Below are 25,559 nucleotides of genomic sequence, written 5' to 3' on the forward strand. Positions count from 1 at the left end.
GCCTCCTAATCTAATTTCTCAAGCTCAGTAACAGTTTCCAACATTGCTTGCTTTGAAATATACTCATCAGTAAGCAATTCTTTCATGTGTTTAATAAGTCTTGTACGCTCTTGAAATTTCTGAAATAATACAAGCTTTTCCTCATACTCCTCGAGCATTGCTTCCGTCCGTTTAATATTATCATAAACGGCCTGACGGCTGACGGCATACTCCTCGGCAATTTCTCCCAGTGAGTAATCATCTAAATAATAGAGAGACATATAGCTTTGCTGCTTTGGTGTTAACAACGAATAGTAAAAATCATACAGATAGTTCATTCGTGTTGTTTTTTCAAGCATCATGCCAGGATTCCCCCCCAATGCTAATGTTAAGTGAAAAGCCTTTACAAATGTAGTTTACAGGGTCAGTCATTATCTGTCAAGAAAATACCTTTACATCCTTAATCTGTTTTATCTACTTGATCAGCAAATAACCCGTATACATATTTTTCAGCGTCAAACTCTTGTAGATCATCCATTTTTTCACCCAGACCAACAAATTTCACAGGGATTTTTAATTCATTTCGAATGGCTAGAACTATGCCGCCTTTAGCTGTCCCATCCAATTTTGACAGTACAATGCCGCTAACGTTGGTAGCTTCTTTAAACGTCTTAGCCTGGATTAGAGCATTTTGACCAGTTGTCGCATCGAGTACAAGAATGACTTCATGCGGGGCACCTGGAATTTCTCTTTCAATCACACGCTTTACCTTTTCAAGTTCTTTCATCAAATTTACTTTGTTTTGCAAGCGACCAGCTGTATCGCACAGCAATATATCAGCTTTGCGAGACTTAGCCGCCTGGATGGCATCAAACATAACTGCTGCTGGGTCAGATCCTTCAGCCTGCTTGATGACATCAACACCTACCCGCTCACCCCAAACCTCGAGCTGTTCAATCGCACCCGCACGGAAGGTATCGCCTGCAGCCATCAAAACTTTCTTTCCTTCACTTTTAAATTTATGTCCGAGCTTGCCAATAGTTGTCGTTTTTCCAACCCCATTTACACCGACAAAGAGAATAACAGTCAAGCCCTCTTCCTGAATGTTTAATTTTGCAGATTGTCCTTCTCCTGCATCATAAATCTCAACCAACTTTTCAGAAATGACACTTTGCACTTCTTGTGGATCTTGAATGTTTCGGCGTTTCACTTCCATTTTGAGCTCATCAATCAACTTCATAACCGTGTCAAAGCCCACATCTGCCTGGATTAAGATTTCCTCTAACTCTTCAAAAAAATCTTCATCCACTTTCCGGTATCTTGCAACAAGGTCGTTTACTTTTCCAGAGAAACTATCTCTTGTTTTGGAAAGCCCGTCTTTAAACTTCTCGGTTACAGTATCAGTCGATTTTGAAATTTTTTCTTTTAATTTTTTAAAAAAACTCATATTTTCACTTCCTAACATTATGATTCAACTAATTCATTTGTATCCTCTAAACGAACTGAAACTAGCTTTGACACGCCTGATTCCTGCATGGTAACCCCATATAGGACATCTGCTTCCTCCATTGTCCCTTTGCGGTGGGTAATAACAATAAATTGCGTTTCTTCACTATAACGCTTTAAATATTGGCTGAAACGGTACACATTTGCTTCATCCAAGGCTGCTTCCACCTCATCAAGTATACAGAAAGGAACTGGTCGGACCTTTAAAATAGAAAACAACAGAGCAATTGCCGTTAACGCCCGTTCACCACCTGATAATAGACCTAGATTTTGCAGCTTTTTACCTGGTGGTTGCGCAACGATTTCCACTCCAGTATTCAGAAGGTCTTCTGGATTTGTTAAAACTAAATCCGCTCTCCCCCCTCCGAAAAGCGTCCGGAATGTAGGTTCGAAATGCACACGGATCCCCTCAAAGGTTTGAGCAAAGCGCCTTTTCATTTCCGTATCCATTTCTTCTATCACCTGGTATAAAGTATCCTTTGCTTCTTGAAGGTCTGTCTTTTGTTCATTTAAGAACTCATAACGCTCGGAAACACGTTCATATTCCTCAATAGCGCCAATATTGACATTTCCAATTTCCTCAATCGCAAGTTTGATCAATTTAACCTTTTTCCTCGCTTCATCAACAGGCATTGTTAAAGAAAATTGCTCCTTTGCTCCTTCAAACGATAAAAGATATTCTTCCCTGAGATGTACAAGTCTGTTTTCAAGTTCAACATCTAAACGGTTAATTTTAACTTCCTCATCCTTTAAAACAACAATCATCCCTTTGTGGAGCCGTTTTAGTTCTTTCGCCTCTAACTCGGTGTCCTCAAGTGAATCCTGAAGGGATAAGCGTTCTTGTCTTCTCTCTGTAATTAACTGTAAAGTGGCCGCCTTGTCTTGCTGTTTTCGTTTTGCTGCTTGTTCTAACTGTTCCTCACCAGAGGAGCTGTTCGTCATTTCAGAAGTTAATAAATTTAGATCTTCCGTAAAAATTGTCAACTTCTGCTCGCTTTCTATTAAATCCTCGGAAACGAGCGCTAACCGCTCTTTCGAATTCATAAATTGTTCATTCTTAGAGGCAAACTCCACTTTTAAATCATTGATTTCGTTAGTCAACGCTTCTTTAGACGTAAGATTATTTGTTTTTTGTTCCGTAAGATCGACGATTTGCTTGTCAAGCTCCACAATCGAAATCTTGTAAGTCTCGATTGCTTCTGATAATTCCATTTTCCGCGTTATAAGCGTATTTTTTTCATCAGAAAATTGTCCCTTTTCAAGATCATATATAGCTAAACGATCATTAATATTCTTTTCCTCAAGCGTTGCTTCACGAAGATCTCCCTTCACGGCTTGTTCACGCAGTCGGAAATCTTCACCGTTTTGCCTGATCTCATCTAATTTCTTCTCTGCCTGTTGGACAGCTTCTTTTAAGGTCTTTACAGTAGCCTCTAACGTGGTTGTTTTTTCTTCCATCATCACAAGCTTTTCTTTTAAGCTTTCCAGTTCACCTTTTCTTGTTAATAAGGAAGATGATTTTTGTTTTAGTGCACCACCAGTCATCGACCCGCCAGGATTGACGATATCACCATCTAATGTGACGAGACGGCACCGGTACTGAAGAATTTTTGCCAGTTCGTTTGCCCCTTTTAGATCTTTGGTGATGACAACATTACCAAGTAGGTTTGACATAACCTCACTATATCTTTGATCAAAGGTGACAAGACTAACCGCTGGCCCGACTAGTGATGGATGGTTTTGAATGGAAGAAAGTTGGGCAGAAGATAGCGGTCTCCCTTTGATGACATTTAAAGGTAAAAAGGTAGCCCGTCCATACGAATGCTGTTTTAAATATTGAATCGCCATTCGTGCATTTTGTTCGGTATCGACAACAATATGCTGAAGAGCACCACCTAATGCCGTTTCAAAAGCGGTTTCATACTCTTTTGGCACAGTAACGAGCTCCGCAACTGCACCCTCGATTCCCTTTAACTGATTGTCACGGGCTTTTAGTACTTCTTTTACCCCTTGAAAAAAACCTGCATAGTCCTCTTCCATCTCTTCAAGCATTTCTTTTCTCGATTTTGCCTGCTGAAGTAACTGATAGGCTTGATATAACGTCTTTTCTTGCTTTTCGTACTGATTTCTTACCGTTTCAAGCCTACGCTGTTGTTCACAAAATCCACTCACCTGATTAGCTAAGTTCGTTTGTATTTCATCTAAGGCAGTTTGAATTTCAACCCTTTTGTTTTGTGCAGCTAGCCGATCCTGTAGAAATTTTTCATTTTCTGCATCCAGACGGGTGTTTTTTCGCTCCTGCTGCTCTAGTTGTTGATCAATATACTTTATTTCATTTTTTGCACTAGCTTGCTCATTCAACAGTTCAATATACTCGCTTTTTAAGGTCTCTATTTTCTCCTCCATATTTTCAGCGAATAATTGTAGTTTTTCTTGTTTTTCTTTGAGTACAGCTTGTAAATCTTTCACCTGATTCTCTAGTTCTTTAACAGATATCGCTTGTGCATCACGATTTGACTTAAGCTGTTCGACTCGTTCAGTCAGTTCAGAAATATTGGTTTTTAATTGTTCCTTGTTTTGAGCCGCATTTTTCTTCCGTTCTTTCAGAACTTCTTTTCGGCCTTCCAATTTTTCAAGTTCTTCACTTGCATAAAGAAGGACATTTTGCAGATCGGTGATAGACTCATCCAGAGCGGAAATCTTGTCCCTAGTTTCCACGAGCTTTACTTCTTTTACTTGTAATTCGGTTGAAAGCTTCAGTTCCTCTTGCTGATGTCCTTCAAGCTGTTTCGAGAATTGTTCCCATTTTTGGTGGAGGTCTTCTATTTCATACACGGTAAGTGCTACCTCTATTTTTTCAAGTTCTTCTTTTTTCTCTAAGAAGTCCTTTGCCATTGAAGCTTGAATTTTCAGTGGTTCTACTTGACCTTCAAGCTCATGTAAAATATCATTCACACGGTTTAAATTGTCCTGTGTTTCAAATAGTTTTGCCTCCGCCTTTTTCTTCCTGTTTTTATATTTTAAAACTCCGGCCGCTTCTTCAAAAATAGTCCGGCGATCTTCCGCTTTGCTATTTAGGATTTCTTCAACCTTCCCTTGGCTAATGATGGAAAAAGCTTCTCTACCAAGACCTGAATCCATGAATAAATCTATAATATCCTTCAGGCGGCATGATTGCTTATTAATAAAAAAATCACTTTCACCAGAGCGGGAAACTCTTCTCGTCACACTCACTTCATTAAAATCTAAGCCTACTCCTTGATCCGTGTTGTCCAATGTAAGGGTTACCTCGGCAAAATTGAGGGCTCTTCGTGTATCACTTCCAGCAAAGATAATATCCTCCATTTTGCTGCCTCTTAGTGATTTAGCAGACTGTTCACCCAGTACCCAACGAATGGCATCGGTTATATTACTTTTTCCACTCCCGTTTGGACCAACCACTGCGGTAACTCCAGGGACAAAATCAACTTCAATGCGTTCAGCAAATGATTTAAAGCCAATAATGTCCAACCGTTTTAAAAACATTTCTTTATCCTCCCTATGTTGCACCGGGATTTCTCCTGCAATCATTAATCATTCTAGGTTGTTTTTGTTTTTAATACTTTAAGTGCCATTTGGGCAGCATGCTGTTCCGCTTCTTTTTTTGATTTTCCAGTTCCAATTCCTAATTCTTCACCATTTAAGGATACTTTTGAGACAAACTCCTTACTATGAGCAGGTCCTTTTTCTTGTAGGACACGATATTCAATCATACCCGTTCCATCCCGTTGAATTAATTCTTGTAATTGGCTTTTGAAATCCATCACATGAGAAAAAGCACCAGCATTTATTTTAGGAAAGACGACTTTTTCAAGAAATATGATTACTTTATCGATTCCTTGATCCAAATAAAGAGCGCCAATGAAGGCTTCGAATACGTCTGCCAGTAATGCCGGACGTTCACGACCGCCAGTCATCTCTTCTCCTTTACCTAGTAGAATGAGTCTTCCAAATTCAAGCTCATTTGCAAAGGCTACAAGCGAAGGCTCACATACAATAGCTGCCCGTAGTTTCGTCAATTCTCCCTCTGTCATTGTGGGATACTTTTTGAAAAGGAATTGTGAAACAGTAAGCTCAAGGACAGCGTCTCCTAAAAATTCTAGTCTTTCATTATCTTCGAAAGGCTTTCTGCGATGCTCATTCACATAGGATGAATGAGTAAATGCTTGTTTTAATAATTTTTCATTATCGATCGTCATTCCAAGTGACTCTAGAAAAACTTTAAATTGATTGTCTTTTGCGCGATTCAACTCTTTTTCCTTACTGTTCTTGCGCATAAATGTTCTCCACCTTGCATCTAATTTACATACTACCCTACTCTAAGTTTAAAAAAATATTGATAAAAACGCAAAGAAACTTGGCAGATAGTTTTCTCTGCCAAGTTCTATCATACAGGAAGAAAAGCTACGTCACCATGACAAGAAGCCGTAGCTAGACATAATAAAGCTCCGTTTTCAAACGGAGCTTTGTAAAAATCTAACGTGATTACTTACTGCTATTTATGTAATTAACAGCGTCACCAACTGTGCCGATTTTTTCAGCATCATCGTCAGAAATTTCCATATCGAACTCATCTTCTAATTCCATTACTAGTTCAACAACGTCAAGGGAATCAGCGCCAAGATCATCTTTAAATGAAGCTTCAAGCGTAACTTGAGATTCATCAACACCTAAGCGGTCAACGATGATTTTTGTAACACGTTCTAATACCTCTGCCATGCTTGTTCACCTCCCCTCAAGCTATTATAGAGTATTTCTTTAAAAAGATAAATGTAAAATTAAATTAAATTTACATTACCATTCCGCCATCAATATGGAATGTCTGGCCTGTAATATATGAAGAGTCATCAGAAGCGATAAAAGCTGTCATTTTCGCGATATCCTTTGGTTCCCCTAAACGAGCCAATGGAATCTGTTTTAACATTTCTGCCTTAACTTCATCAGAAAGTTTATCGGTCATATCTGTAGTAATAAAGCCTGGAGCAATCGCATTTACGGTAATATTACGTGATGCGAGTTCTTTCGCTGTGGTCTTGGTTAAACCAATCACACCTGCCTTAGCGGCTACGTAGTTTGCTTGACCAGGATTTCCGCTTACTCCCACAATCGATGCAATATTAATAATCCTGCCTACACGTTGCTTCATCATTTGTCTTGTAACAGCTTTTGTGCAAAGGAAGACACCTTTCAGGTTAATGTTGATTACATCATCCCATTCCTCTTCCTTCATTCTCATTAATAAATTATCCCTCGTAATTCCAGCATTATTAACGAGAATATCAAGCTTACCGAAGCGATCAATTGTTCCTTTAACCATTTCTGATACTTCTTCAGCATTAGCTACATTACATTTAATTGTAAATGCATCTCGACCAAGTGCCTTAATTTCATCGACAACTTCGTTTGCTTGGGCTTCGCTGCCAGAAAAATTAACCGCTACATTTGCGCCTTGTCTAGCTAGCTCAAGAGCAATCTCTCTGCCAATCCCACGCGACGAGCCAGTAACTAGCGCTGTCTTCCCTGTTAAATTCATAGTGTACCCTCCTTTAAGTCATCTATTACCACATGTGCACTCGCTTCATCCGAAACCGAATATGTTTTTACCGTCTTATCAATCTTTTTGATTAAACCAGAAAGTACTTTACCAGGACCAATTTCTATGAAGGTATCGACTCCAAGAGCAATCATTTTCACAACCGAATCTTCCCACAGCACTGGAGAATATAGTTGTTCAATTAATTTGTCCTTAATTTCAGCCGCCTCGCTAATTGGTTCTGCAGAAACATTCACGAGCACCGGAACAGAAGCATCCTTCATCACAACGGCATCCAATACTTCACGCAATTGATTTGCGGCCGGTTTCATAAGAGTGGAATGAAACGGTCCACTTACATCTAACGGTAGAACCCTTTTGGCTCCAGCTGCTTTTGCTTCCGCACCTGCTTGTGCTACACCTTCTTTTGAACCTGATATGACGATTTGACCAGGGCAGTTTAAATTAGCTAATGAAACAGGAAATCCTGCTGCGCAGACGTCTTTTGTGACCGCATCAAGCGTATCACGATCAAGACCTAGTACAGCCGCCATTGATCCTTCACCATTTGGAACGGCATTCTCCATAAACTCTCCGCGTTTCCGAACGGCAAATACACCATCCTCAAAGGAAAATACCCCTGCCGCAACGAGGGCAGTGTATTCACCTAAACTATGTCCAGCAAGGTAATCTGCTTTGATACCAGATTTTTGGAAGTACTCTAAAATAGCCATACTTGTCGTTAATAAGGCTGGCTGGGTATTAAAGGTTTGAGTCAATTCTTCTTTTGGTCCTTCAAAGATTAATTGACTCAACTTCACATCCAAACGCCTATCAGCTTTCACAAAATAATCCATTACCTCGGGGTGTTGGTCAGCTAGTTCCTTCCCCATCCCAACTGATTGAGATCCTTGTCCTGGAAATACAAATGCAATTTTACTCATTTTAACACTCCCTACCCTTTAATATTTGCGGGATTAGATTCTTCAACTGCTTGTTTTATTAACTGGCCTACATCGTTACTTACCATGTCTCTTGTTTGCCGAATCGCACTAAAAATCGATTGGCCATTGGACGATCCATGAGCTTTAATAACCGGTGCTTTTAAACCGAATAGGGCAGCACCGCCATATTCTGAATAATCCATTGTATTTTTTAGTGTTTGGAAATTTGGTTTCAAGACAGCAGCAGCTAATTTACTTGTGAAACTGCTCATTAACGCTGTTTTTAACATTTTAAACATCGAAAGAGCTGTACCCTCGATTGTTTTCAAAACCATATTCCCGGTAAATCCATCGGTTACGACTACATCAGCTACACCATCTAGTAAATCTCTTGCTTCAACATTACCAACAAAATTCAAATTGGCAGTCTTTAATAAATCAAAGGTGTTTTTTGTTAGTTCATTTCCCTTTTTTTCTTCCGTACCGATATTTAATAGCCCAACTCTTGGGTTAGCGATTCCTCTTACTTTTTCACTGTAAATCGAACCCATGATGGCATTTTGAAGTAAATGTTCTGGCTTTGCATCGGCATTTGCACCGACATCTAGAAGCAGAAAGCCTTCCCCGCCAATTGTTGGCAATGTTGGTGCTAAGGCAGGTCGATCAATTCCTTCAATTCTTCCAACTACAAAAAGACCTGCGGCCATTAACGCCCCTGTATTTCCTGCCGAGATACAGGCGTCAGCTAATCCATCAGCCACCTGCTGTGCAGCTAACACCATTGAGGCAGTTTTTTTCCGCCGAACAGCTCTTACTGGTTCATCCGTTCCAAGAATTACCTCAGTTGTATGTAAAATCGTAATTCTTTCATGGCTTACGAGTGTTTCCTTGATTTTATTTTCATCCCCAACAAGGGTAATATGTATATCAGAAAAAGTTTGAACTGCCTTCATTGCACCTAGTACGATTTCTTTTGGGGCATGATCTCCGCCCATTGCATCTATTGCTAGCCTCATTTTTCTCATCCTTTAACTATTTTTCGAACGGTACATTTCAAATTCTCCTGTAAAAACAAGTTCATTATTCACAAAACTATTCACTTCAACAAACGTCCGGCCTACACGCTCATCAATATTGGTTACTCGTGCTTTGGCAATGACTCGTTCCTCCAATTTAACCGAACGTTTAAATTGGATATTTGCTTTTGCAGTTAAAGCTAATTCATCATTGATTACAGCAACGGCAAGGGAATTAGCTTGTGCGAATACATGATGTCCGCGTGCAATATTATTGCGTTTAAACACATGTTCTTCTTTCACATCAAAAATCGATATCGCACTTTGGTCCAAATCTATATCGATTATCTCTCCAATAACTTCCTCCAGTGGTAATGAACGCACTTCATCTTCAAAGCGCTTCTCTGCAACGGTTTTAATCCGTTCACGGAGTTCAGGAATCGATAATTCTAAACGGTCCAAACGAATGGTTTGCACACTTACTTGAAATTTTTCTGCTAGATCCTCATCGGTAATAAAGGGATTATCTTTAATCGTTGAGGTTAATAATTGCTGCCGTTCCTTTTTCGTTCTTCTCATCATTTTCACACCGTCCGAGATCTTATGACTAGGTACTAAGAGTAGTATAAAATTTAAAAAAGCAGATTGCAAGAATAAATTTTATTAGAATAACGGAAGTTTTCCGTTACAATACGGTGAACAAAGGGTCCACTCCTTTATAAAGGAGCGGTCGTGATTGACTAAAAAAGGGTTAATCTAACTTTTCACCCTCCATAACCCCTGATTGTTCAAGCTGCATTCTTAGATAATGAAATTCTGTATCCTTCCAAAATGTTTCTGACTGGATTAGCATTGCTGCATCACTCCTGGCGGTTTCAAGTGCTCGGTAATCATGGACCATATCCGCCACCTTAAAGATCGGAACCCCACTTTGTTTTTTCCCAAAGAAGTCCCCAGGTCCTCTAAGCTCAAGATCCTTTTCACTTAAAACGAACCCATCATTCGTTTCCGTCATAATTCTCATTCGCTCTTGGCCTACCTCTGATTTTGGACTTGCCAGCAATATACAGTAGGATTGATCGCTCCCCCGGCCAACCCGGCCACGCAGCTGATGCAGCTGTGAGAGTCCAAATCGTTCCGCATCATAAATCACCATCATGGTGGCATTAGGGACATTCACCCCTACCTCTACAACTGTTGTAGAAACAAGAACCTGAACCTCATTTGAACTGAAAGCCTTCATTACATTATCCTTTTCCTCAGAGGATAAGCGGCCGTGCATTAATCCCACTTTATATCGATTTTGGAAAAAATGACTTAAGGTAGTATGCACATCGATGGCATTTTGAACATCGAGCTTCTCAGATTCCTCAATTAACGGACAAATCACATAGGCCTGATGCCCCTTTACCAATTCTTTTTCGACAAACGCCAGCACACGTTCAAGCATTTCTGGTTTAGCCCAATAGGTTTCAATTGATTTTCTACCAGCAGGCATCTCGTCGATGATCGAGACATCCATTTCACCAAAAACGGTAATGGCAAGTGTTCGTGGAATCGGCGTTGCGGTCATAAAGAGCACATCAGGATTTTCTCCCTTTTCCCTTAAAACTCGCCGCTGCTCCACACCAAAACGATGCTGTTCGTCCGTTATGACAAAACCCAATTTTTTAAAAGTAACCTCATCCTGAATGAGAGCATGGGTACCGATTAGAATATCCACTTTTCCCTCGGCTAAATCTTGAAGGATTTCCCGCCGTCGTTTTCCTTTTACAGAACTTGTCAAAAGCTGGCAATTAACACCAAAAGAGGCTAATAAGCTTATTAAGGATTCGGCATGCTGCTCTGCCAAGATTTCAGTTGGGACCATTAGCGCTCCTTGGTAGCCCGCTGTTACACTGGCATACAACCCAATCGCAGCGACAACGGTTTTCCCTGAACCTACATCACCTTGCAAGAGGCGATTCATACGGAAGGGGGATTTCAGTTCGACGAGCACTTCGTTTACAACTCTGTCTTGGGCATTGGTTAACGGAAAGGGGAGGCCTTCGATAAAATTCATCACTTTCGATTTATCATAGTTTTGGTTAATACCAGGAGAATGTTCACGTTCAAACTTTCTTAATGCTTGCATCTTCAATTGAAACACTAGAAATTCCTCATAAACAAAACGCCGTCTTGCCTGCTTCACTTCGTCAGGACTGTTTGGAAAATGCATGATTTTAATGGCAGCTGATTTATTAAGAAGGCGGTACTTTTTTAAAAAAGAGATTGGAAGAGTCTCTTCAATTAAATGTCCAAATTGTTCAAAAGCCAGATGGATAAATTTCCGCATGCCCTTTGTAGTTATTTTTCCCCTTAAAGCGTAAACTGGTTCAAAATCGGTCGTTTTCTTATTTTGTCCTATTTGCATTTCATTTGCAGTAATGGTTTGGCGATGGGCATCCCATTTCCCTGTTACGGTAATCGTTTCATTGATCATGATTTTATTTTTTAAATAGGCTTGGTTAAAGAAGACCACCTTAATCAAATAGGCACCAACGAAAAGGCGGATGGAAAGCTTGGATTTCTTCCGACCATAATAGACAAGAGAAGGCTCACTATGAACCTTCCCCTCTACTGTTACTTTCTCCTCATGCTTTACTTCAGTTAAATCTTTTAGCGAGTAGTCATCATACCGATAGGGGAAATATTCCAATAAATCCTGAATCGTAAAAATTTTCATTTCCGCAAACGATTCTGCCGTTTCTTCTCCAATTCCCCTTAAAACTGTTATTGCTTGGTTTAGATTTGACATCACTTTTCTTTGAGCGGAATACCGAAGATCTTGGCTTCAAGTTCCCGACCTGTCGGTGTAGCCGCCAACCCTCCCTGCGCGGTTTCTTTTAATGCTGTTGGCATCGTTTGACCAATTTTATACATAGCGTCGATTACTTCGTCACACGGAATACGGCTTGTAATGCCAGCTAATGCCATATCAGCTGCCACCATGGCATTGGCTGCTCCCATCGCGTTTCGTTTTACGCAAGGAACCTCCACAAGACCTGCAACAGGATCACATACTAACCCAAGCATATTCTTTAACGTGATTGCCATTGCCTCCGCACATTGCACTGGCGTACCTCCTGCCAATTCCACAATCGCAGCTGCTGCCATCCCTGCAGCAGAACCAACCTCAGCTTGACAGCCTCCTGCTGCACCTGAGATTGACGCATTATTGGCAACAACAAATCCGAACGCACCAGCTGTAAACAAAAATGAAATCATTTGTTCTCTTGTGGGATTTAGCTTTTTTTGAACAGCGAACAAGGTTCCGGGAACAACGCCTGCAGATCCAGCAGTCGGTGTTGCACAAATTGTCCCCATTGCCGCATTCACTTCATTGGTTGCAACCGCCTTACTAACCGCATCAAGAATTGTTTCTCCTGATAAAAAATTACCCTTTTCAATATATTTTTGCATAAGAACGGCATCACCACCTGTTAATCCCGAGTGTGATGTCACGCCTTTTATACCTTTTTCTACTGCTTGTTCCATTACCGCTAGGTTACGATCCATAAAGGCTAGTACTTCTTCTCTCGTACGACCTGTCACGGTCACTTCTTGTTCAATCATAATTTCGGAAATCTTTTTATTTTGACTGATAGCTAATTCCACTAATTCAGCGACATTTCGAAACACAGACCTTCCCCCTTTTTACTTTCAAGTTCCTGTACTTGACTTCTGCTTTTCTTATTAATCGACTATTTTTGTTACTTTTAAAATGTTTGGCAGCTGCTCAAGTTCAATCAGAATTTTATCATCAATATTTTGGTCTACTTCTATTGTCATTAACGCCATTTTGCCTATTTCTTTACGAGCGACCTCCATATGACCAATATTAAGCTCGTATTTAGCTAGTGTGTTAGCGACACTAGCTATTGCACCGAAACGATCATTGTGAACAACGAGGATGGCGGGATGATTCCCAGACAACTTTAGTTCAAAGCCGTTTAATTCGATAATTTCAATTTTGCCACCGCCAATGGAAATCCCTACTAATTCCAGTTCACCATTATGATCACCAATAATAACTCTCGCCGTATTCGGATGATCTGTCACGGCGTCTTCTTCGATAAAGCGAAGTTTCATTCCTTTATCCTTGGCAATATCTATCGCATTGATAATTCTTACATCATCAGTATCAAAATCTAATAGTCCACCAACAAGGGCCACATCTGTTCCGTGCCCCTTGTACGTTTTTGCAAATGAACCGTACAAAGAAATATTCGCCCATTTAGGTTCTCTTCCGAATAAACTTCTGGCGACTCTTCCAATTCTTGCAGCTCCAGCAGTATGCGAGCTCGATGGTCCAATCATAACCGGACCAATAATATCAAATACACTTCTATATTTCACAGGCTTTCTCTCCCCATTGAAAATCAAACTTTTCTACCGCTCTATTTAATAAGTTTTATTACTCTACCCAATTGCAAACAAAAAAGAAGGGTGTGACCGATTGGCCCCCCTTCTATTTTAGCTGTTCCTTATTCAATTGAAAAGATAAATGAATATAATGGCTGTCCACCATTATGAATTTCAATTTCCACATCTTCAAAATTTTGTTCTATGAATTGAGTAAGTTCGCTTACTTCCTCTGCTGTAACATCTTCACCGTAGATAATGGTTAAGATTTCAGCATCAGCATCAAGCATATTTGTTAACAAATCTTTAGCCACTTGACCTTTATCCTTGTTCTTCACAACAATTTTGCCCTCAGAAATACCCATGAAATCGTCTTTTTCAATTTCTAAACCATCAATGGAGGTATCTCGGACAGCAAAAGTAATTTGGCCTGTCTTCACATGTTGTAAGGCCTCTTTCATTGCTGCTTCGTTAGCATCAACATCCGCCGATGGATTGAAGGCAAGTAATGCTGAAAGACCTTGTGGTACTGTTTTTGATGGTATAACGTAAATTTCCTCGTCTGCTACATCTTTAGCCTGTTCCGCTGCCATAATAATATTTTTATTATTTGGTAAAATAAATACCTTTTTAGCATGAACTTCTTTTACGGCCTTTACGATATCTTCCGTACTCGGATTCATCGTTTGTCCACCCTCAATAACGGCATGCGCACCAATACTCTTGAATAAGTCCGCTATACCAGAACCCATAGACACTGTGACAATTCCATAATCTGCAAGTACTTTTGGAGTTTGCTCCTGGTTTGATAATGGGGCAATATGTAACTCGCCGACAATATTTGTATGCTGCTGTCGCATATTCTCAATTTTCATATTGATCAAATTGCCGTACTTCTGGCCATATGTCAACACTTCTCCAGGCTGTTCTGAATGAATATGCACCTTAACAACATCTTCATCCGCGATTACTAAGAGAGAGTCACCTAATCTACTTAGGTCATTCCGAAACACGCTTTCATCGAAAGGATGGCCCGAGGTCTTCTCCGCTTCAAATCTAACCATAAATTCAGTACAATAACCGAAGACTATATCCTCAGTATTAATATGACCTTGGACATTATTATAGTGCTCTGCATTAACCATTTCCGTCATTGATGGAAGTAAATCAGACGACACTGGAAGTGCTTCTCCCTTTAATACTGCAAGAAAGCCTTCATATACAAAGACAAGCCCTTGACCACCACTGTCGACAACACCAACTTCTTTTAACACAGGAAGCAGGTCTGGCGTACGTTTAAGTGATAACTTTGCTTCTTTTAATACTTCTTCCATAATAACAACGATATCATCTGATTTTTGGGCAGCTTGAACTCCTCTTTTAGCAGAATCCTTTGCTACTGTTAATATAGTCCCTTCAACAGGCTTCATGACTGCTTTATAGGCTGTTTCTACCCCTGCTTCTAAAGCTTGCACGAAATCTTTACCAGTAATTTTTGCTTTTGCTTCCACTGCTTTTGAAAATCCACGGAACAATTGTGAGAGAATGACACCTGAATTTCCACGGGCTCCCATTAACAAGCCTTTGGATAGGGCGATTCCGACCTTACCAATATGTTCCTGGACATTATTTTTTACTTCCTTAGCCCCGGAGGTCATAGATAAATTCATATTTGTTCCAGTATCACCGTCGGGCACAGGAAAAACGTTTAACGCATCAACCATTTTGGCATTTGCCGACAAATGATTGGCACCTTGGATTACCATCTCAGCAAAACGTTTTCCATCTAATGCTGTTATTGACACAAACTTTCCTCCTCATTACGGGTTCGTCACACGAACTCCCTGAACGTAAATATTAACCGAGTCAACGGCAAGTCCAACAGTCTTATCGAGGGTGTATTTAACCTTTGATTGCACGTTGTGGGCAATTTCGGAAATTTTCGTTCCATAGCTAACAATAATGTACATATCAATATGTAATGCCTCATTTTCTTGGCGCACAATCACACCGCGAGTAAAGTTTTCTTTTCTTAGTATTTCAGTAATACCATCTTTAATTTGATTCTTTGAGGCCATACCGACGATTCCATAACATTCAACAGCGGCTCCTCCAGCAATCGTAGCGATTACTTCGTTTGAAATATCAATTTGTCCGTACTTTGTTTTTAATTCGATGGACATGGATCGTTCCCCCTCCTGAAAAATTGCGCCTTGACTACAGTCATTTTACTATAGTCAATCCAATATTGAAAGCCATACTTGCCTGTTATAATATGAGCATTTACTAAATACCTATGTCAAGGTTTTTTTCTTGAAAGGTTTGGATACAAGTATTGCATTCACTTAAGTTGTATGATAAATTATTAAAGTATCTCATGACTAGAAAATTTGCTTTCATAATTTTCTATAACCAGATGAACATCTAAAATACAGCTGTTTTAAGCTTTTGGTAGTTAAGGAGGGAAATCATATGCCACGTAAATGTGTAGTAACTGGAAAGAAAACAACAACTGGTAACGCACGTTCTCACGCTATGAACGCTAATAAGCGCACATGGGGTGCTAACCTACAAAAAGTTCGTATTCTTGTTGATGGAAAACCTAAACGCGTTTGGGTTTCTGCAAGAGCGCTTAGATCAGGTAAAGTTGAACGAGTATAATAAGGGTTGAGCATCCTAATGGGGTGCTCTTTCTTTTTGAAAACATCCTTCATAGTAGTGAACAAAAAAACAATTTCTCCAAAAATCTTTTGCGGAACACTTTGATGATGGAAGTTTCCAGTTTTACCCGCTTCATTTATTGTTTCCAAAAAGTCCAAAATAAAAGCACCCATCTTCGGGTGCCAAAAGATTATTTGTCTTATCCACTAAGTATCTTTCTCTAATCGTTCTTTTTAAATGCTCCAATCATCGCTCGGACAAGTCCGCCTAAAAATTTCGGCAGTTTAATTGTATAAAATTTCATACTGTCCCTCCTCACAAATCTCCCACAGCTATTAAACGCAACTTTTTTCGCACGCCCCTACATCCTATTCAAACGAACGAAAACAGTACCTTGTTGAAATGCATATTAATCATTACTTCTTATCACTATTAATATGCCTTCGGAAAATGAAAAAGTACCATAATCACTAATAAGTTCATTACTAATACATAGTGTGGACCCGAGAGAAATATGCCGGTTTTTAAGTGGGAATTTAAAGCCTTCTAGCGTGATATTACTTACTTCTAACGTAAGTGGGACAAAGGATAAATATTTTTTTCCCTCCATTTTTTCTATTGTATAGCTGCCTGGCGCCTTTAAAAAGACGATGTTGGTACAATCAATTAAATAAACGGTGGTTGGATGATTTTTTTTAAGCGGATTTACCAAAAGATGGATATTAGCTAAGAAATGATCGAGTCTGCCGCCTGTTGCCCCAAATATGCGAATTACGTTCGGTTTCTGCTCTAATGCCCAGTCAAGGGCAAGCTCCATGTCTGTTTCATCCTTTTCTGGTTTATAGCGATTCATTTCAGAAACTTGCTTCTCGATGAAGCTTAATTCTTCCTCTGTCACAGAATCAAAATCACCAAAGGCTATTTGGGGCTTTATATTTCTTCTTAAAAGATGGAAAACCCCCCGATCCACTCCAACCCAAATTGAGTCATCCTCTTTATAGCTCGTCAAATCAGGAAGCAGTTCTTCGGGGCCTCCTGCTAGAATATTTATAATCATTGTCTTGACTCCTTTATGATAAAGAAAACTCGTCGACTGGCGAGCCCCTATGGGCGAAGACAGAGGCGTAGTTCGTCGAAAAGCACAGCTTTTCGACTGCGGTGCCTATGCTCCGAAGCTCTCCTTAGTGCACTTATGCCTGATAGGAAAGCTTTCCAATCGGCTAAAGAAAAAGCTAGCTATGATAGCCAGCTTTACTCTCTAATTTGCGAAATAGCCTTCGCATAATTATCTTGATTGTAAATAGCAGAACCTGCGACAAGAACGGTTGCTCCTGCTTCCGTGCAAAGTTTTGCTGTCTCAGGATTAACCCCGCCGTCAATTTCAATTTCAATTGCGATCCCTTTTTGATCCGCCATTTCTTTTACTTGTTTTATTTTGGGAAGAACCTCAGGAATAAATGATTGACCTCCAAAGCCAGGGTTGACTGACATTAATAACACCATGTCAATGTCAGCGATGATATGCTGAATTGATTCTACTGGGGTAGCCGGATTTAATACGACCCCTGCTTTCACTCCAAACGATTTAATATTCTGGATTGTTCTGTGCAGATGGCGGCATGCTTCCACATGAACCGTTATATAATCGGCACCTGCTTTCGCAAAAGCCTCAATATATTGATCAGGGTTTTCAATCATCAAATGCACATCAAGCGGAAGTTTCGTAATTGGACGAACGGCATCCACGATTAGTGGACCAATTGTAATATTTGGAACAAAATGACCGTCCATGACATCGATATGAATAAAGTCTGCTCCCCCTTGTTCAACTGCCAGAATTTCTTCCCCTAATTTTGAAAAATCAGCTGAAAGAATCGAAGGTGCTATTTTCACCATATTAATACCTCGGCTTTCTATCTTTAATTTCCTGGAGAAAATCCACATAATGTTCGTAGCGATACGATGGGATCTCACCAGATTCAAGGGCTGCTTTTACACCACATTTTGGTTCCGTCACATGTAAACAGCCCCGAAATTTACAATTTTCACTTGCCCGTTGAATTTCTGGAAAACAACCTGTTAAATCTTCTGCTTCAATATTGGTGAACTCAAGCGAACTAAATCCTGGAGTATCAGCAATCAGTCCATTCCCAATCTTTATCAGTTCAACATGTCTTGTCGTATGCTTCCCACGCCCAAGGTGGGAAGATATATCATTTGTTTTCAATTCCAGATCTGGTCTTAAGACATTCAAGAGCGATGATTTCCCTACGCCCGATTGGCCGGCAAAAACAGAAATTTTATTCTCGACATGTGGATTTAATTGTTCAATCCCATCTTCTGTTTCTGATGAGGTAAGGATTACTTCATAACTAGCAGCTTTGTATTGGTCTGCATATTCAGCAATTTTCTGCTTTTGATCCTTATTTGTGAGATCCATTTTGGTAATACAAATTAATGGTTCAATATGATTAAATTCAACTAAAACGAGAAAACGATCCAAAAGCACGGTGCTAAAATCTGGTTCCACTGCAGAAAAAACAAGTATTGCTTGATCCACATTGGCAATCGGCGGACGAACCAATTCATTTTTTCGCTCTTTCACTTCTAATATATAACCTTCTAAATCATTTTCAGCTTGGAAAACGACTTCATCACCAACAAGCGGGGTTACTTTGTTCTTCCGGAACACCCCTCTTCCTCGACATTGGATTAACTTGTCATTTTCAAGAACATAATAAAAACCGCTTAATGCTTTGACAATTTTTCCTTCAGGCATAGCCACACTCCTTGCCATTCGGTGATTTTCCTTTATTCAACATCATCATAATTAATGGTTTCTTCGGCAACAACCTCTGTATCGACAAAAACTCTGTAACCTGCTTTTTTCCCGTAAGCAATCATAAGCTCTATTTTTTTAGGAGTATTTTCTGTAATCGTGAAGGTCTCAGCAGGTTCCGTCATACTATGATTCATATCCTCAATATAGATTATTACCTCCTGCTTCTGACCTGGCTCACCGGGAACCATAGGTTCAAAAGGAATGGTAATATCTCGGGTAACTTTTTTTGGCGGTTCTTGCCCCTTTGAAATAACAACTGATACTTTGTCACCCTTGGTTAATTCCGTTCCAGGGTTTGGTGATTGCGAAATAACCATACCCGAAGGGATTGTTTCATCAAATTTCTCTTCCGTCACCTGAACTGTCAAGCCAACTAATGACGCATAATCTTGGGCGCTTTTTAAACTGTATTGGGATAAATCCTTTAGTATAATTTTTTCTGGCCCTTTACTGACTTCAAACTCTAACACAGTCTCCTCAGGAATGACCTTTTCACCTTCCGCAGGTGATTGACTAATGATCGTGCCTGGCTCACTGTCATCTGTTATTTCTGTTTTCTTAATTTCCTTAAAGTCTTGATCTTCTAATAATCGAATCACATCTTCATATTGCATTCCTACATACTTAGAAAGTTCATATTTTTCTTTCCCGGTACTGATATAAAGGGTAACCTTTGAGTTTTCCTTTACAGTGCTGCCAATTTCCGGACTTGTTTTGATGATTGCTCCCTTTTTCACCTTTTCATCCGTTATTTTTATTTTCTCTCCAGCTGCTAATCCATTCGATTTTAATGCAGACACTGCCGCATCTTCGCTCATGCCGCTTATATCAGGGATTTTAACATCCTTCGCCGCTAATAATCCAGGTAACATAGTCACTGCTAGTATTCCAAGAATAGCTAGAACAAGAAAGGTAGATAGCAACACGATCGGCCATTTTTTCCGCTTCTTATCACCATTTTTTCCTTTTTTCTTGTTTTTTTTCGAAGCCTCTTTCTGACTATTAACTGTTTTTTCGTTACTATGGACTAAGGTTTCATCCAAATTTTTTAACGGCTGATGATCGGTAATTACAGGAATCGCCTTCGTTGCTTCATTATCAATGGGTACCACAAACTTGGGCTCATTCATTCGCTCAAGATCAAGCGCAGATTGTAAATCCTCCTCCATTTCATCTACACTTTTATAGCGATGAAATGGATCCTTAGCCGTTGCCTTTAAGACAATATTTTCGACACTTTGTGGAATAGTAGGATTCCACCTTCTTACTGAAGGTGTTTCTGATTGCAGGTGTTTTAAAGCAATCGATACGGCTGACTCTCCAGAGAACGGCAGCCTACCTGTGAGTAATTCGAACATGACAATCCCTAATGAATAGATATCAGACTTCTTGGTCGCCATTCCGCCTCTAGCCTGTTCAGGTGATAAATAATGAACAGAGCCTAGAACAGAATTGGTCTGGGTAATGCTTGTTGCACTTAATGCCATAGCAATCCCAAAATCAGTAATTTTCACATTACCATCGTGGTCGACTAAAATATTATGTGGTTTGATATCACGATGAATAATATGGTTTTGATGGGCATTTGAAATAGCAGAAGTCAGCTGTCTCATAATTCCTATGGCATCTTCAACTTTTAATGGCGAGTTTTGCTGTATGTATTGCTTTAAGGTTTGTCCATCAATAAATTCCATCACAATATAATAAAGATCACCTTCCTCACCCACATCAAAAATGTTCACAATATTTGGATGGGCAAGGCTTGTCGCCGATTGAGCTTCACGACGGAATCTGCGGATAAATTCCTCATCATTAGCAAAATCAAGGCGAAGCATTTTCACCGCTACATCACGATCAAGGATCATATCATGGGCAAGGTAGACATTTGCCATGCCGCCTCCACCAATCATCTCCAATATTTTATAGCGATCACTTAATCTTTTTCCAATCATCATCTAACATCACCCTCTTTCATTTACATCATTAAACTCTAGTATGATGAGGGTAATGTTGTCTTCTCCACCATTATCATTCGCCATCTTTATCAGGATCTCAGCTTTTCGTTCCAGTGGTTCCTCATTTTGAAGGATTTCAACCATTTCCAAATCAGTCACTTTATTCGATAGCCCATCAGAACATAATAAGAGAAAATCTCCTTCTTCAAACATGATTGTTTTCAAATCCATTTTTACATCTAGTTCCGTCCCTAAGGCATGTAAAATCCAATTTTTTCTTGGATGATACTGGGCATCCTCTTTGGAAATTTGACCATTTCGTACTAATTCATTAACAAGCGTATGATCATCTGTTAATTGTTGGAAGCCCGCTTCATTTAAAATATAGCAGCGGCTGTCGCCTACATGGGCAATAGTAGTAAAATTCTCCGTTGCAATGACAGCTTCAAGGGTTGTGCCCATTCCCTCGCATTCTGGATTATTTTGCGCATGATTGAATAACAATTTATTCACATCCACAATGCTCGCCTTCAACCAGGCTTCTGCTTGATCAGCTGTGTGAATTCCTTCAGTCTCTTCCCATTTACGCTGTAAGTGAGATACTGTCATATTGCTTGCCACATCACCGGCACGGTGGCCGCCCATACCATCTGCAACAATGGCAAGGCGGTGTCCGTCACGATTGATAAATATGCCGCCGCTATCTTCGTTATTTTGGCGAACTCTTCCTTGATCGGTTTGAAAAATATCCCTCACTACTTGTCACCTCGTCTCCTCTTTCCGCTCCTTTGCACGAAGTTGTCCACATGCTGCATCAATATCATGACCGTGCTCTCGGCGAATCGTTACATTAACTCCACGTTTTTTCAATGTTTTTTCAAAAGCAAAAATTTTGTCCCTGGGAGTTCTGACATAATCCCTTTCTGGAACATAATTAACTGGAATAAGATTTACATGGCACTTGATTCCTTGTAATAAACTAGCTAACTCCTCGGCGTGTTCGGTAGAATCATTTACCCCACCGAAAAGACCATATTCGAAGCTAATTCTTCTTCCTGTCTTATCGATATAATACCGTACTGCTTTCATTAAGTCATCAAGTTTATATGCCTTGTTAATTGGCATTAATTTTGAACGCAATTCTGTATTTGGGGCATGTAAGGAAATAGCAAAGTTGATTTGGGTATTTTCATCAGCAAATTGATATATTTTTGGAACGATTCCACTTGTTGAAACCGTAATATGGCGAGCTCCGATATTAAGTGCTTTATCATGATTAATGATTTTCAAAAAAGCTAACATATTATCGTAGTTATCAAACGGTTCACCAATTCCCATGATGACCACAGAGTCTACCCGCTCATCTGTCTCATCAAGGGCCTGTTGTACTTTCACAACTTGAGCCACAATTTCCCCTGCTTCTAAGTGTCGCTTTAATCCCCCAAGTGTAGAAGCACAGAAGGTACAGCCAATCCGACAGCCCACTTGTGTGGTCACACACACAGAATTTCCATAATCGTGTCGCATTAAGACTGTTTCGATGGAGTAACCGTCCTTTAACTCAAACAAAAATTTAATGGTTCCATCCGTTGACGTTTGTTGAATGACCGTATTAAGTGTCGTAATTTGAAATTGTTGATCTAATTTATCTCTTAATTCTTTCGATAGATTGCTCATGTCCGGAAATGTGGTCACTCTTTTTTTATAAAGCCAATCAAAAATCTGCTCCGCCCTAAAAGGCTTCTCACCATTCTCTGACAGCCATTCCTTTAAAGTGTGAAGCTCCAATGAATAAATCGATCTTTTCTCTATGTCTAATGTTGTTTTCTTCTCAGTTGTGTTTAATTGTTCCAACTGTTACACCTTCTTTCAATTGTCTAGCTCAAAGGCCTGTTCAAGGCGATTATGCTTTTTTTAAAACAGCAATGTAAAATCCGTCAGAGCCAAAATCCTGTGGGAATATTTGCAAATCGTATCCCGTAATTAATGGTTGAATTGCTTCTGGCATTCTATTTTTAAACGTTGGATCTCCTACAAACTCTGGATGATTCTCTAAAAATGTCTTAACGGTGAGTTCATTTTCCTCTTTATCGACCGTGCATGTACTATAGACAAGTGTACCCCCTTTTTTCAATAATGGGGTAACCGATGTTAATAGGTCTTGCTGAATAGAACTTAAACGTGCTAAATCATTCTCGGTTTTTGTATACTTCATGTCAGGTTTTCTTCTCATGACGCCAAGTCCAGAGCATGGAGCATCAAGAAGAATTCGATCAAAGGATTCAGTCTTGAACTTTTCCTGTATATGTCGCGAGTCAGATACACTTGTTATGATATTTTCTAAGCCTAAGCGCTTGGCATTCTCATTGATTAACCTTACCTTATGCTGATGTAGATCAACCGAGATTACTTCACCAGTATTGTTCATTTTTTCTGCAATATGCGTGCTTTTCCCTCCTGGTGCAGCACATGCGTCTAGTACGTATTCGTTAGGCATTGCCCCCAAAGCATAGGTTGCCAGCATCGAACTTTCATCCTGAATCGTAAACATCCCATACTTAAAGGCAATGGTAGAGGCCAAATTTCCTTTAAGCGACCTGATCGCCTCAGGAATGATCGGACTCTTCTCTATTTGGTAACCATCCTCTTCCAAAACAGTGACACATTCATCACGAGAAATTTTTGTAAGATTGACTCTGGCTGTCTGCAAAGGTGCTGTTAAGTTTATCTCGCACATTTCTTTTGTTTTTTCATAGCCAAATTGATTGACCCACCGAGTGACTAGCCATTGCGGATGACTTGTTTCAATGGATAATCTTTCGATTGGATCAGAAATATCATTCAAAGAAGGAAGTCCCTGCCTTTGAATACTTCTTAGGACACCATTTACCAAACTGGCAATTCCCTTATGGCCCCGACTTTTCGCAATTTCAACGGCTTCGTATATAGCAGCCCGATCTGGAATTCGATCGAGGTAAACCATTTGATAAAGTGTCACCCTCAATAAATGATGGATCCAATTGGCTAGTTTTTTATTCTCTTTAATGAATGGATTTAAAAAGTAATCTAACACCATTTTCCTTTGCAGCGTTCCATATGTTAATTCGGTTAATAGGCCGACATCAACAGGAGATAATTGATGTTTTTCGATAGTATTGTTTAACAGCAAATTGCTATATGATTGGTTTTTCTCTATTGTGACAAGTAAATCCATCGCAATGGCACGTACATTTTTATTCGTTGATGTCATTTTATTCTCCCAGCCTGCTGCCTATTATGATTTTTGAACCCGCACCGCGTAAAAATTGTTCACTTAGCATTTTTGTTTTTCCAGAAGGCTGAAGTTCGATTATTTTTATAGCAGTATCATTACCAGTACTCACAAGGAAACCATCTGATTCTATTTTTACGATTGTCCCAGGTACTTGTCCTTCTGTTCCAGGAACCTTTTTAGCCTGCCATATTTTTAAAACTTGACCATCCAAGTTAGTAAAAGCCACTGGCCAAGGATTTAATCCACGGATGTGATTATAGATTTCTTCCCCTGTTTTTTCCCAGTTTATCTTTTCCTGTTCTCGTCTAATATTAGCAGCAAATGTAACGCCTGCAGCATTTTGTGGAATGGGCGTGAGCTTTCCAGCCAATAAAAGTGGCAACGTTTCTGATAACAGTTCCGCACCAGCTGCACTTAATTTTTCATGAAGTGTACCAACATTATCTTCTTCGGTAATGGCAACTTCCACACTTGTTAAAATATCACCAGCGTCTAATTTCTCCACCATATACATGATGGTGACACCTGTTTTCTTTTTCCCTTGAATAAGCGCATAATGAATAGGTGCACCGCCGCGAAGCTCTGGTAATAATGATGCATGGACATTAATACACCCATATTTAGGAGCTTCTAACAATTGCCTAGGTAAAATTTGTCCAAAAGCAGCGGTCACTATTAAATCAGGTTGTAGGGACAGGATTTTCTCTAGCTCTTCTTCTTGTCGAATTTTTTCAGGTTGAAAAACGGGGATTCCATGTTTCAATGCCTCTACTTTCACAGGTGGAGGGGTTAACACTCTTTTTCTCCCCACCGGTCGATCAGGTTGGGTGACGACCCCAATGACTTCAAAGCCATCATTTATCATTCTCTGTAAGACAGGGACAGAAAAATCGGGGGTACCCATAAAAATAATTTTCGTCATTCACTTTCTTCTCCTTTTAACTCATCTTCCGTTAAGTATCGAGATACTTTTGTTGTGAATAAAACACCGTCAAGATGATCCAGTTCATGTTGGATCGCCCTTGCTAAGAAATCCTCTGCTTCTAACGTGTATTTTCTTCCTTTACGGTCAAAAGCTTCAATTTTAACATATATAGGCCGGGTCACTTCACCAAAAAGTCCAGGAAAACTTAAACAACCCTCTGGTCCTGTTTGCTCCCCAGATATTTCTAAAATACGCGGATTAATCATTTCAATTGTCCCTAATTCATCATCGATATCCACGATGGCAATCCGTGCATCTAGCCCTATTTGTGGGGCAGCGAGTCCAACCCCATCGAATTCAATCATAGTGTCGTACATATCATCCAGTATTTTTGCTAATTTCTTATCAAATTTCACCACTGCCTTGCAGGATTGCTCCAGAATCTCAGCAGGATGAATGACTATCTTTCTTATTGCCAATT

Annotated in this window: 25 protein-coding genes; 1 reads left to right on the forward strand and 24 read right to left on the reverse strand. The window is 39.8% G+C overall.

Translation table 11 applies throughout. The features are described 5' to 3' along the window. Positions 1–5: 5 nt before the first annotated feature. From TY15_RS02775 to TY15_RS02840, 14 genes are all read right to left on the reverse strand, one after another. Positions 6–338, reverse strand: a complete 333-nt coding sequence (locus TY15_RS02775; RefSeq protein ID WP_040205129.1) for a putative DNA-binding protein — start codon at positions 336–338, stop codon at positions 6–8. Between the two features lie 101 nt (positions 339–439). Continuing rightward, a complete protein-coding gene (gene ftsY / locus TY15_RS02780) occupies positions 440–1,426 on the reverse strand; it encodes a signal recognition particle-docking protein FtsY (protein ID WP_040204960.1) in 987 nt (328 codons plus the stop codon). A 17-nt stretch (positions 1,427–1,443) separates the two neighbouring features. After that, positions 1,444–5,010 (reverse strand): chromosome segregation protein SMC, encoded by a 3,567-nt coding sequence (gene smc, locus TY15_RS02785; RefSeq protein ID WP_040204959.1) that lies wholly within the window; start codon positions 5,008–5,010, stop codon positions 1,444–1,446. A gap of 53 nt (positions 5,011–5,063) precedes the next feature. After that, the gene (gene rnc / locus TY15_RS02790) at positions 5,064–5,801 is read right to left on the reverse strand and encodes a ribonuclease III (RefSeq protein WP_040204958.1); all 738 of its coding nucleotides are present in this window, start codon (positions 5,799–5,801) and stop codon (positions 5,064–5,066) included. A gap of 208 nt (positions 5,802–6,009) precedes the next feature. After that, positions 6,010–6,243 (reverse strand): acyl carrier protein, encoded by a 234-nt coding sequence (locus TY15_RS02795; protein WP_040204957.1) that lies wholly within the window; start codon positions 6,241–6,243, stop codon positions 6,010–6,012. 70 nt (positions 6,244–6,313) lie between these two features. Beyond that, positions 6,314–7,057: a 3-oxoacyl-[acyl-carrier-protein] reductase gene (gene fabG / locus TY15_RS02800; RefSeq protein WP_040204955.1), complete on the reverse strand. Its 744-nt coding sequence runs from the start codon at positions 7,055–7,057 to the stop codon at positions 6,314–6,316. Then, complete coding sequence (gene fabD, locus TY15_RS02805) at positions 7,054–8,001, reverse strand: ACP S-malonyltransferase (RefSeq protein WP_040204953.1); 948 nt, start codon at positions 7,999–8,001, stop codon at positions 7,054–7,056. The genes fabG and fabD overlap by 4 nt, the downstream gene beginning before the upstream one ends. Before the next feature lie 11 nt (positions 8,002–8,012). After that, positions 8,013–9,017 carry a phosphate acyltransferase PlsX gene (gene plsX / locus TY15_RS02810; RefSeq protein WP_040204952.1) on the reverse strand — a complete coding sequence of 335 codons (1,005 nt, stop codon included), beginning with the start codon at positions 9,015–9,017 and terminating at the stop codon, positions 8,013–8,015. Between the two features lie 12 nt (positions 9,018–9,029). Next, the gene (fapR, locus tag TY15_RS02815; protein WP_040204951.1) at positions 9,030–9,596 is read right to left on the reverse strand and encodes a transcription factor FapR; all 567 of its coding nucleotides are present in this window, start codon (positions 9,594–9,596) and stop codon (positions 9,030–9,032) included. Positions 9,597–9,768: 172 nt separating this feature from the next. Next, positions 9,769–11,817 (reverse strand): ATP-dependent DNA helicase RecG, encoded by a 2,049-nt coding sequence (gene recG, locus TY15_RS02820; protein WP_096911843.1) that lies wholly within the window; start codon positions 11,815–11,817, stop codon positions 9,769–9,771. Then, a complete protein-coding gene (gene sdaAA / locus TY15_RS02825) occupies positions 11,814–12,698 on the reverse strand; it encodes an L-serine ammonia-lyase, iron-sulfur-dependent, subunit alpha (protein ID WP_040204948.1) in 885 nt (294 codons plus the stop codon). Before sdaAA ends, recG begins: the two co-directional genes overlap by 4 nt. 54 nt (positions 12,699–12,752) lie before the next feature. Then, positions 12,753–13,415 (reverse strand): L-serine ammonia-lyase, iron-sulfur-dependent subunit beta, encoded by a 663-nt coding sequence (gene sdaAB / locus TY15_RS02830; protein ID WP_040204946.1) that lies wholly within the window; start codon positions 13,413–13,415, stop codon positions 12,753–12,755. Between the two features lie 128 nt (positions 13,416–13,543). Next, positions 13,544–15,226 (reverse strand): DAK2 domain-containing protein, encoded by a 1,683-nt coding sequence (locus tag TY15_RS02835; protein WP_040204945.1) that lies wholly within the window; start codon positions 15,224–15,226, stop codon positions 13,544–13,546. 15 nt (positions 15,227–15,241) lie between these two features. Continuing rightward, entirely contained in the window at positions 15,242–15,604 is a 363-nt protein-coding gene (locus tag TY15_RS02840; RefSeq protein ID WP_040204944.1) for an Asp23/Gls24 family envelope stress response protein, read from the reverse strand. 289 nt (positions 15,605–15,893) lie between these two features. Between TY15_RS02840 and rpmB the strand changes: the two genes are divergently transcribed. Then, positions 15,894–16,082, forward strand: a complete 189-nt coding sequence (gene rpmB, locus TY15_RS02845; protein ID WP_007087786.1) for a 50S ribosomal protein L28 — start codon at positions 15,894–15,896, stop codon at positions 16,080–16,082. A 220-nt stretch (positions 16,083–16,302) separates the two neighbouring features. On the opposite strand, the gene spoVM is transcribed toward rpmB, so the two are convergent. From spoVM to def, 10 genes are all read right to left on the reverse strand, one after another. Continuing rightward, positions 16,303–16,386, reverse strand: coding sequence for a stage V sporulation protein SpoVM (gene spoVM / locus TY15_RS02850; protein ID WP_040204942.1), 84 nt, complete (start codon positions 16,384–16,386; stop codon positions 16,303–16,305). Positions 16,387–16,491: 105 nt separating this feature from the next. Next, positions 16,492–17,139, reverse strand: coding sequence for a thiamine diphosphokinase (locus TY15_RS02855; protein ID WP_040204940.1), 648 nt, complete (start codon positions 17,137–17,139; stop codon positions 16,492–16,494). Between the two features lie 194 nt (positions 17,140–17,333). Next, complete coding sequence (rpe, locus tag TY15_RS02860) at positions 17,334–17,978, reverse strand: ribulose-phosphate 3-epimerase (RefSeq protein ID WP_040204938.1); 645 nt, start codon at positions 17,976–17,978, stop codon at positions 17,334–17,336. A gap of 1 nt (position 17,979) precedes the next feature. Further along, positions 17,980–18,861 carry a ribosome small subunit-dependent GTPase A gene (gene rsgA / locus TY15_RS02865; RefSeq protein ID WP_040204935.1) on the reverse strand — a complete coding sequence of 294 codons (882 nt, stop codon included), beginning with the start codon at positions 18,859–18,861 and terminating at the stop codon, positions 17,980–17,982. 32 nt (positions 18,862–18,893) lie between these two features. Then, positions 18,894–20,879 carry a Stk1 family PASTA domain-containing Ser/Thr kinase gene (gene pknB / locus TY15_RS02870; protein WP_040204933.1) on the reverse strand — a complete coding sequence of 662 codons (1,986 nt, stop codon included), beginning with the start codon at positions 20,877–20,879 and terminating at the stop codon, positions 18,894–18,896. Positions 20,880–20,885: 6 nt separating this feature from the next. Then, positions 20,886–21,635, reverse strand: a complete 750-nt coding sequence (locus tag TY15_RS02875; protein ID WP_042374046.1) for a Stp1/IreP family PP2C-type Ser/Thr phosphatase — start codon at positions 21,633–21,635, stop codon at positions 20,886–20,888. A gap of 6 nt (positions 21,636–21,641) precedes the next feature. Further along, positions 21,642–22,733 (reverse strand): dual-specificity RNA methyltransferase RlmN, encoded by a 1,092-nt coding sequence (rlmN, locus tag TY15_RS02880; protein ID WP_040204924.1) that lies wholly within the window; start codon positions 22,731–22,733, stop codon positions 21,642–21,644. Positions 22,734–22,782: 49 nt separating this feature from the next. Next, positions 22,783–24,129, reverse strand: coding sequence for a 16S rRNA (cytosine(967)-C(5))-methyltransferase RsmB (gene rsmB, locus TY15_RS02885; RefSeq protein WP_040204923.1), 1,347 nt, complete (start codon positions 24,127–24,129; stop codon positions 22,783–22,785). A gap of 1 nt (position 24,130) precedes the next feature. After that, positions 24,131–25,075, reverse strand: a complete 945-nt coding sequence (gene fmt, locus TY15_RS02890) for a methionyl-tRNA formyltransferase (protein WP_040204921.1) — start codon at positions 25,073–25,075, stop codon at positions 24,131–24,133. Continuing rightward, a complete protein-coding gene (def, locus tag TY15_RS02895) occupies positions 25,072–25,557 on the reverse strand; it encodes a peptide deformylase (protein ID WP_040204920.1) in 486 nt (161 codons plus the stop codon). The genes fmt and def overlap by 4 nt, the downstream gene beginning before the upstream one ends. Positions 25,558–25,559 lie beyond the last annotated feature (2 nt).

This window comes from Neobacillus jeddahensis (assembly GCF_000612625.1).
Taxonomy (GTDB): domain Bacteria; phylum Bacillota; class Bacilli; order Bacillales; family Cytobacillaceae; genus Neobacillus; species Neobacillus jeddahensis.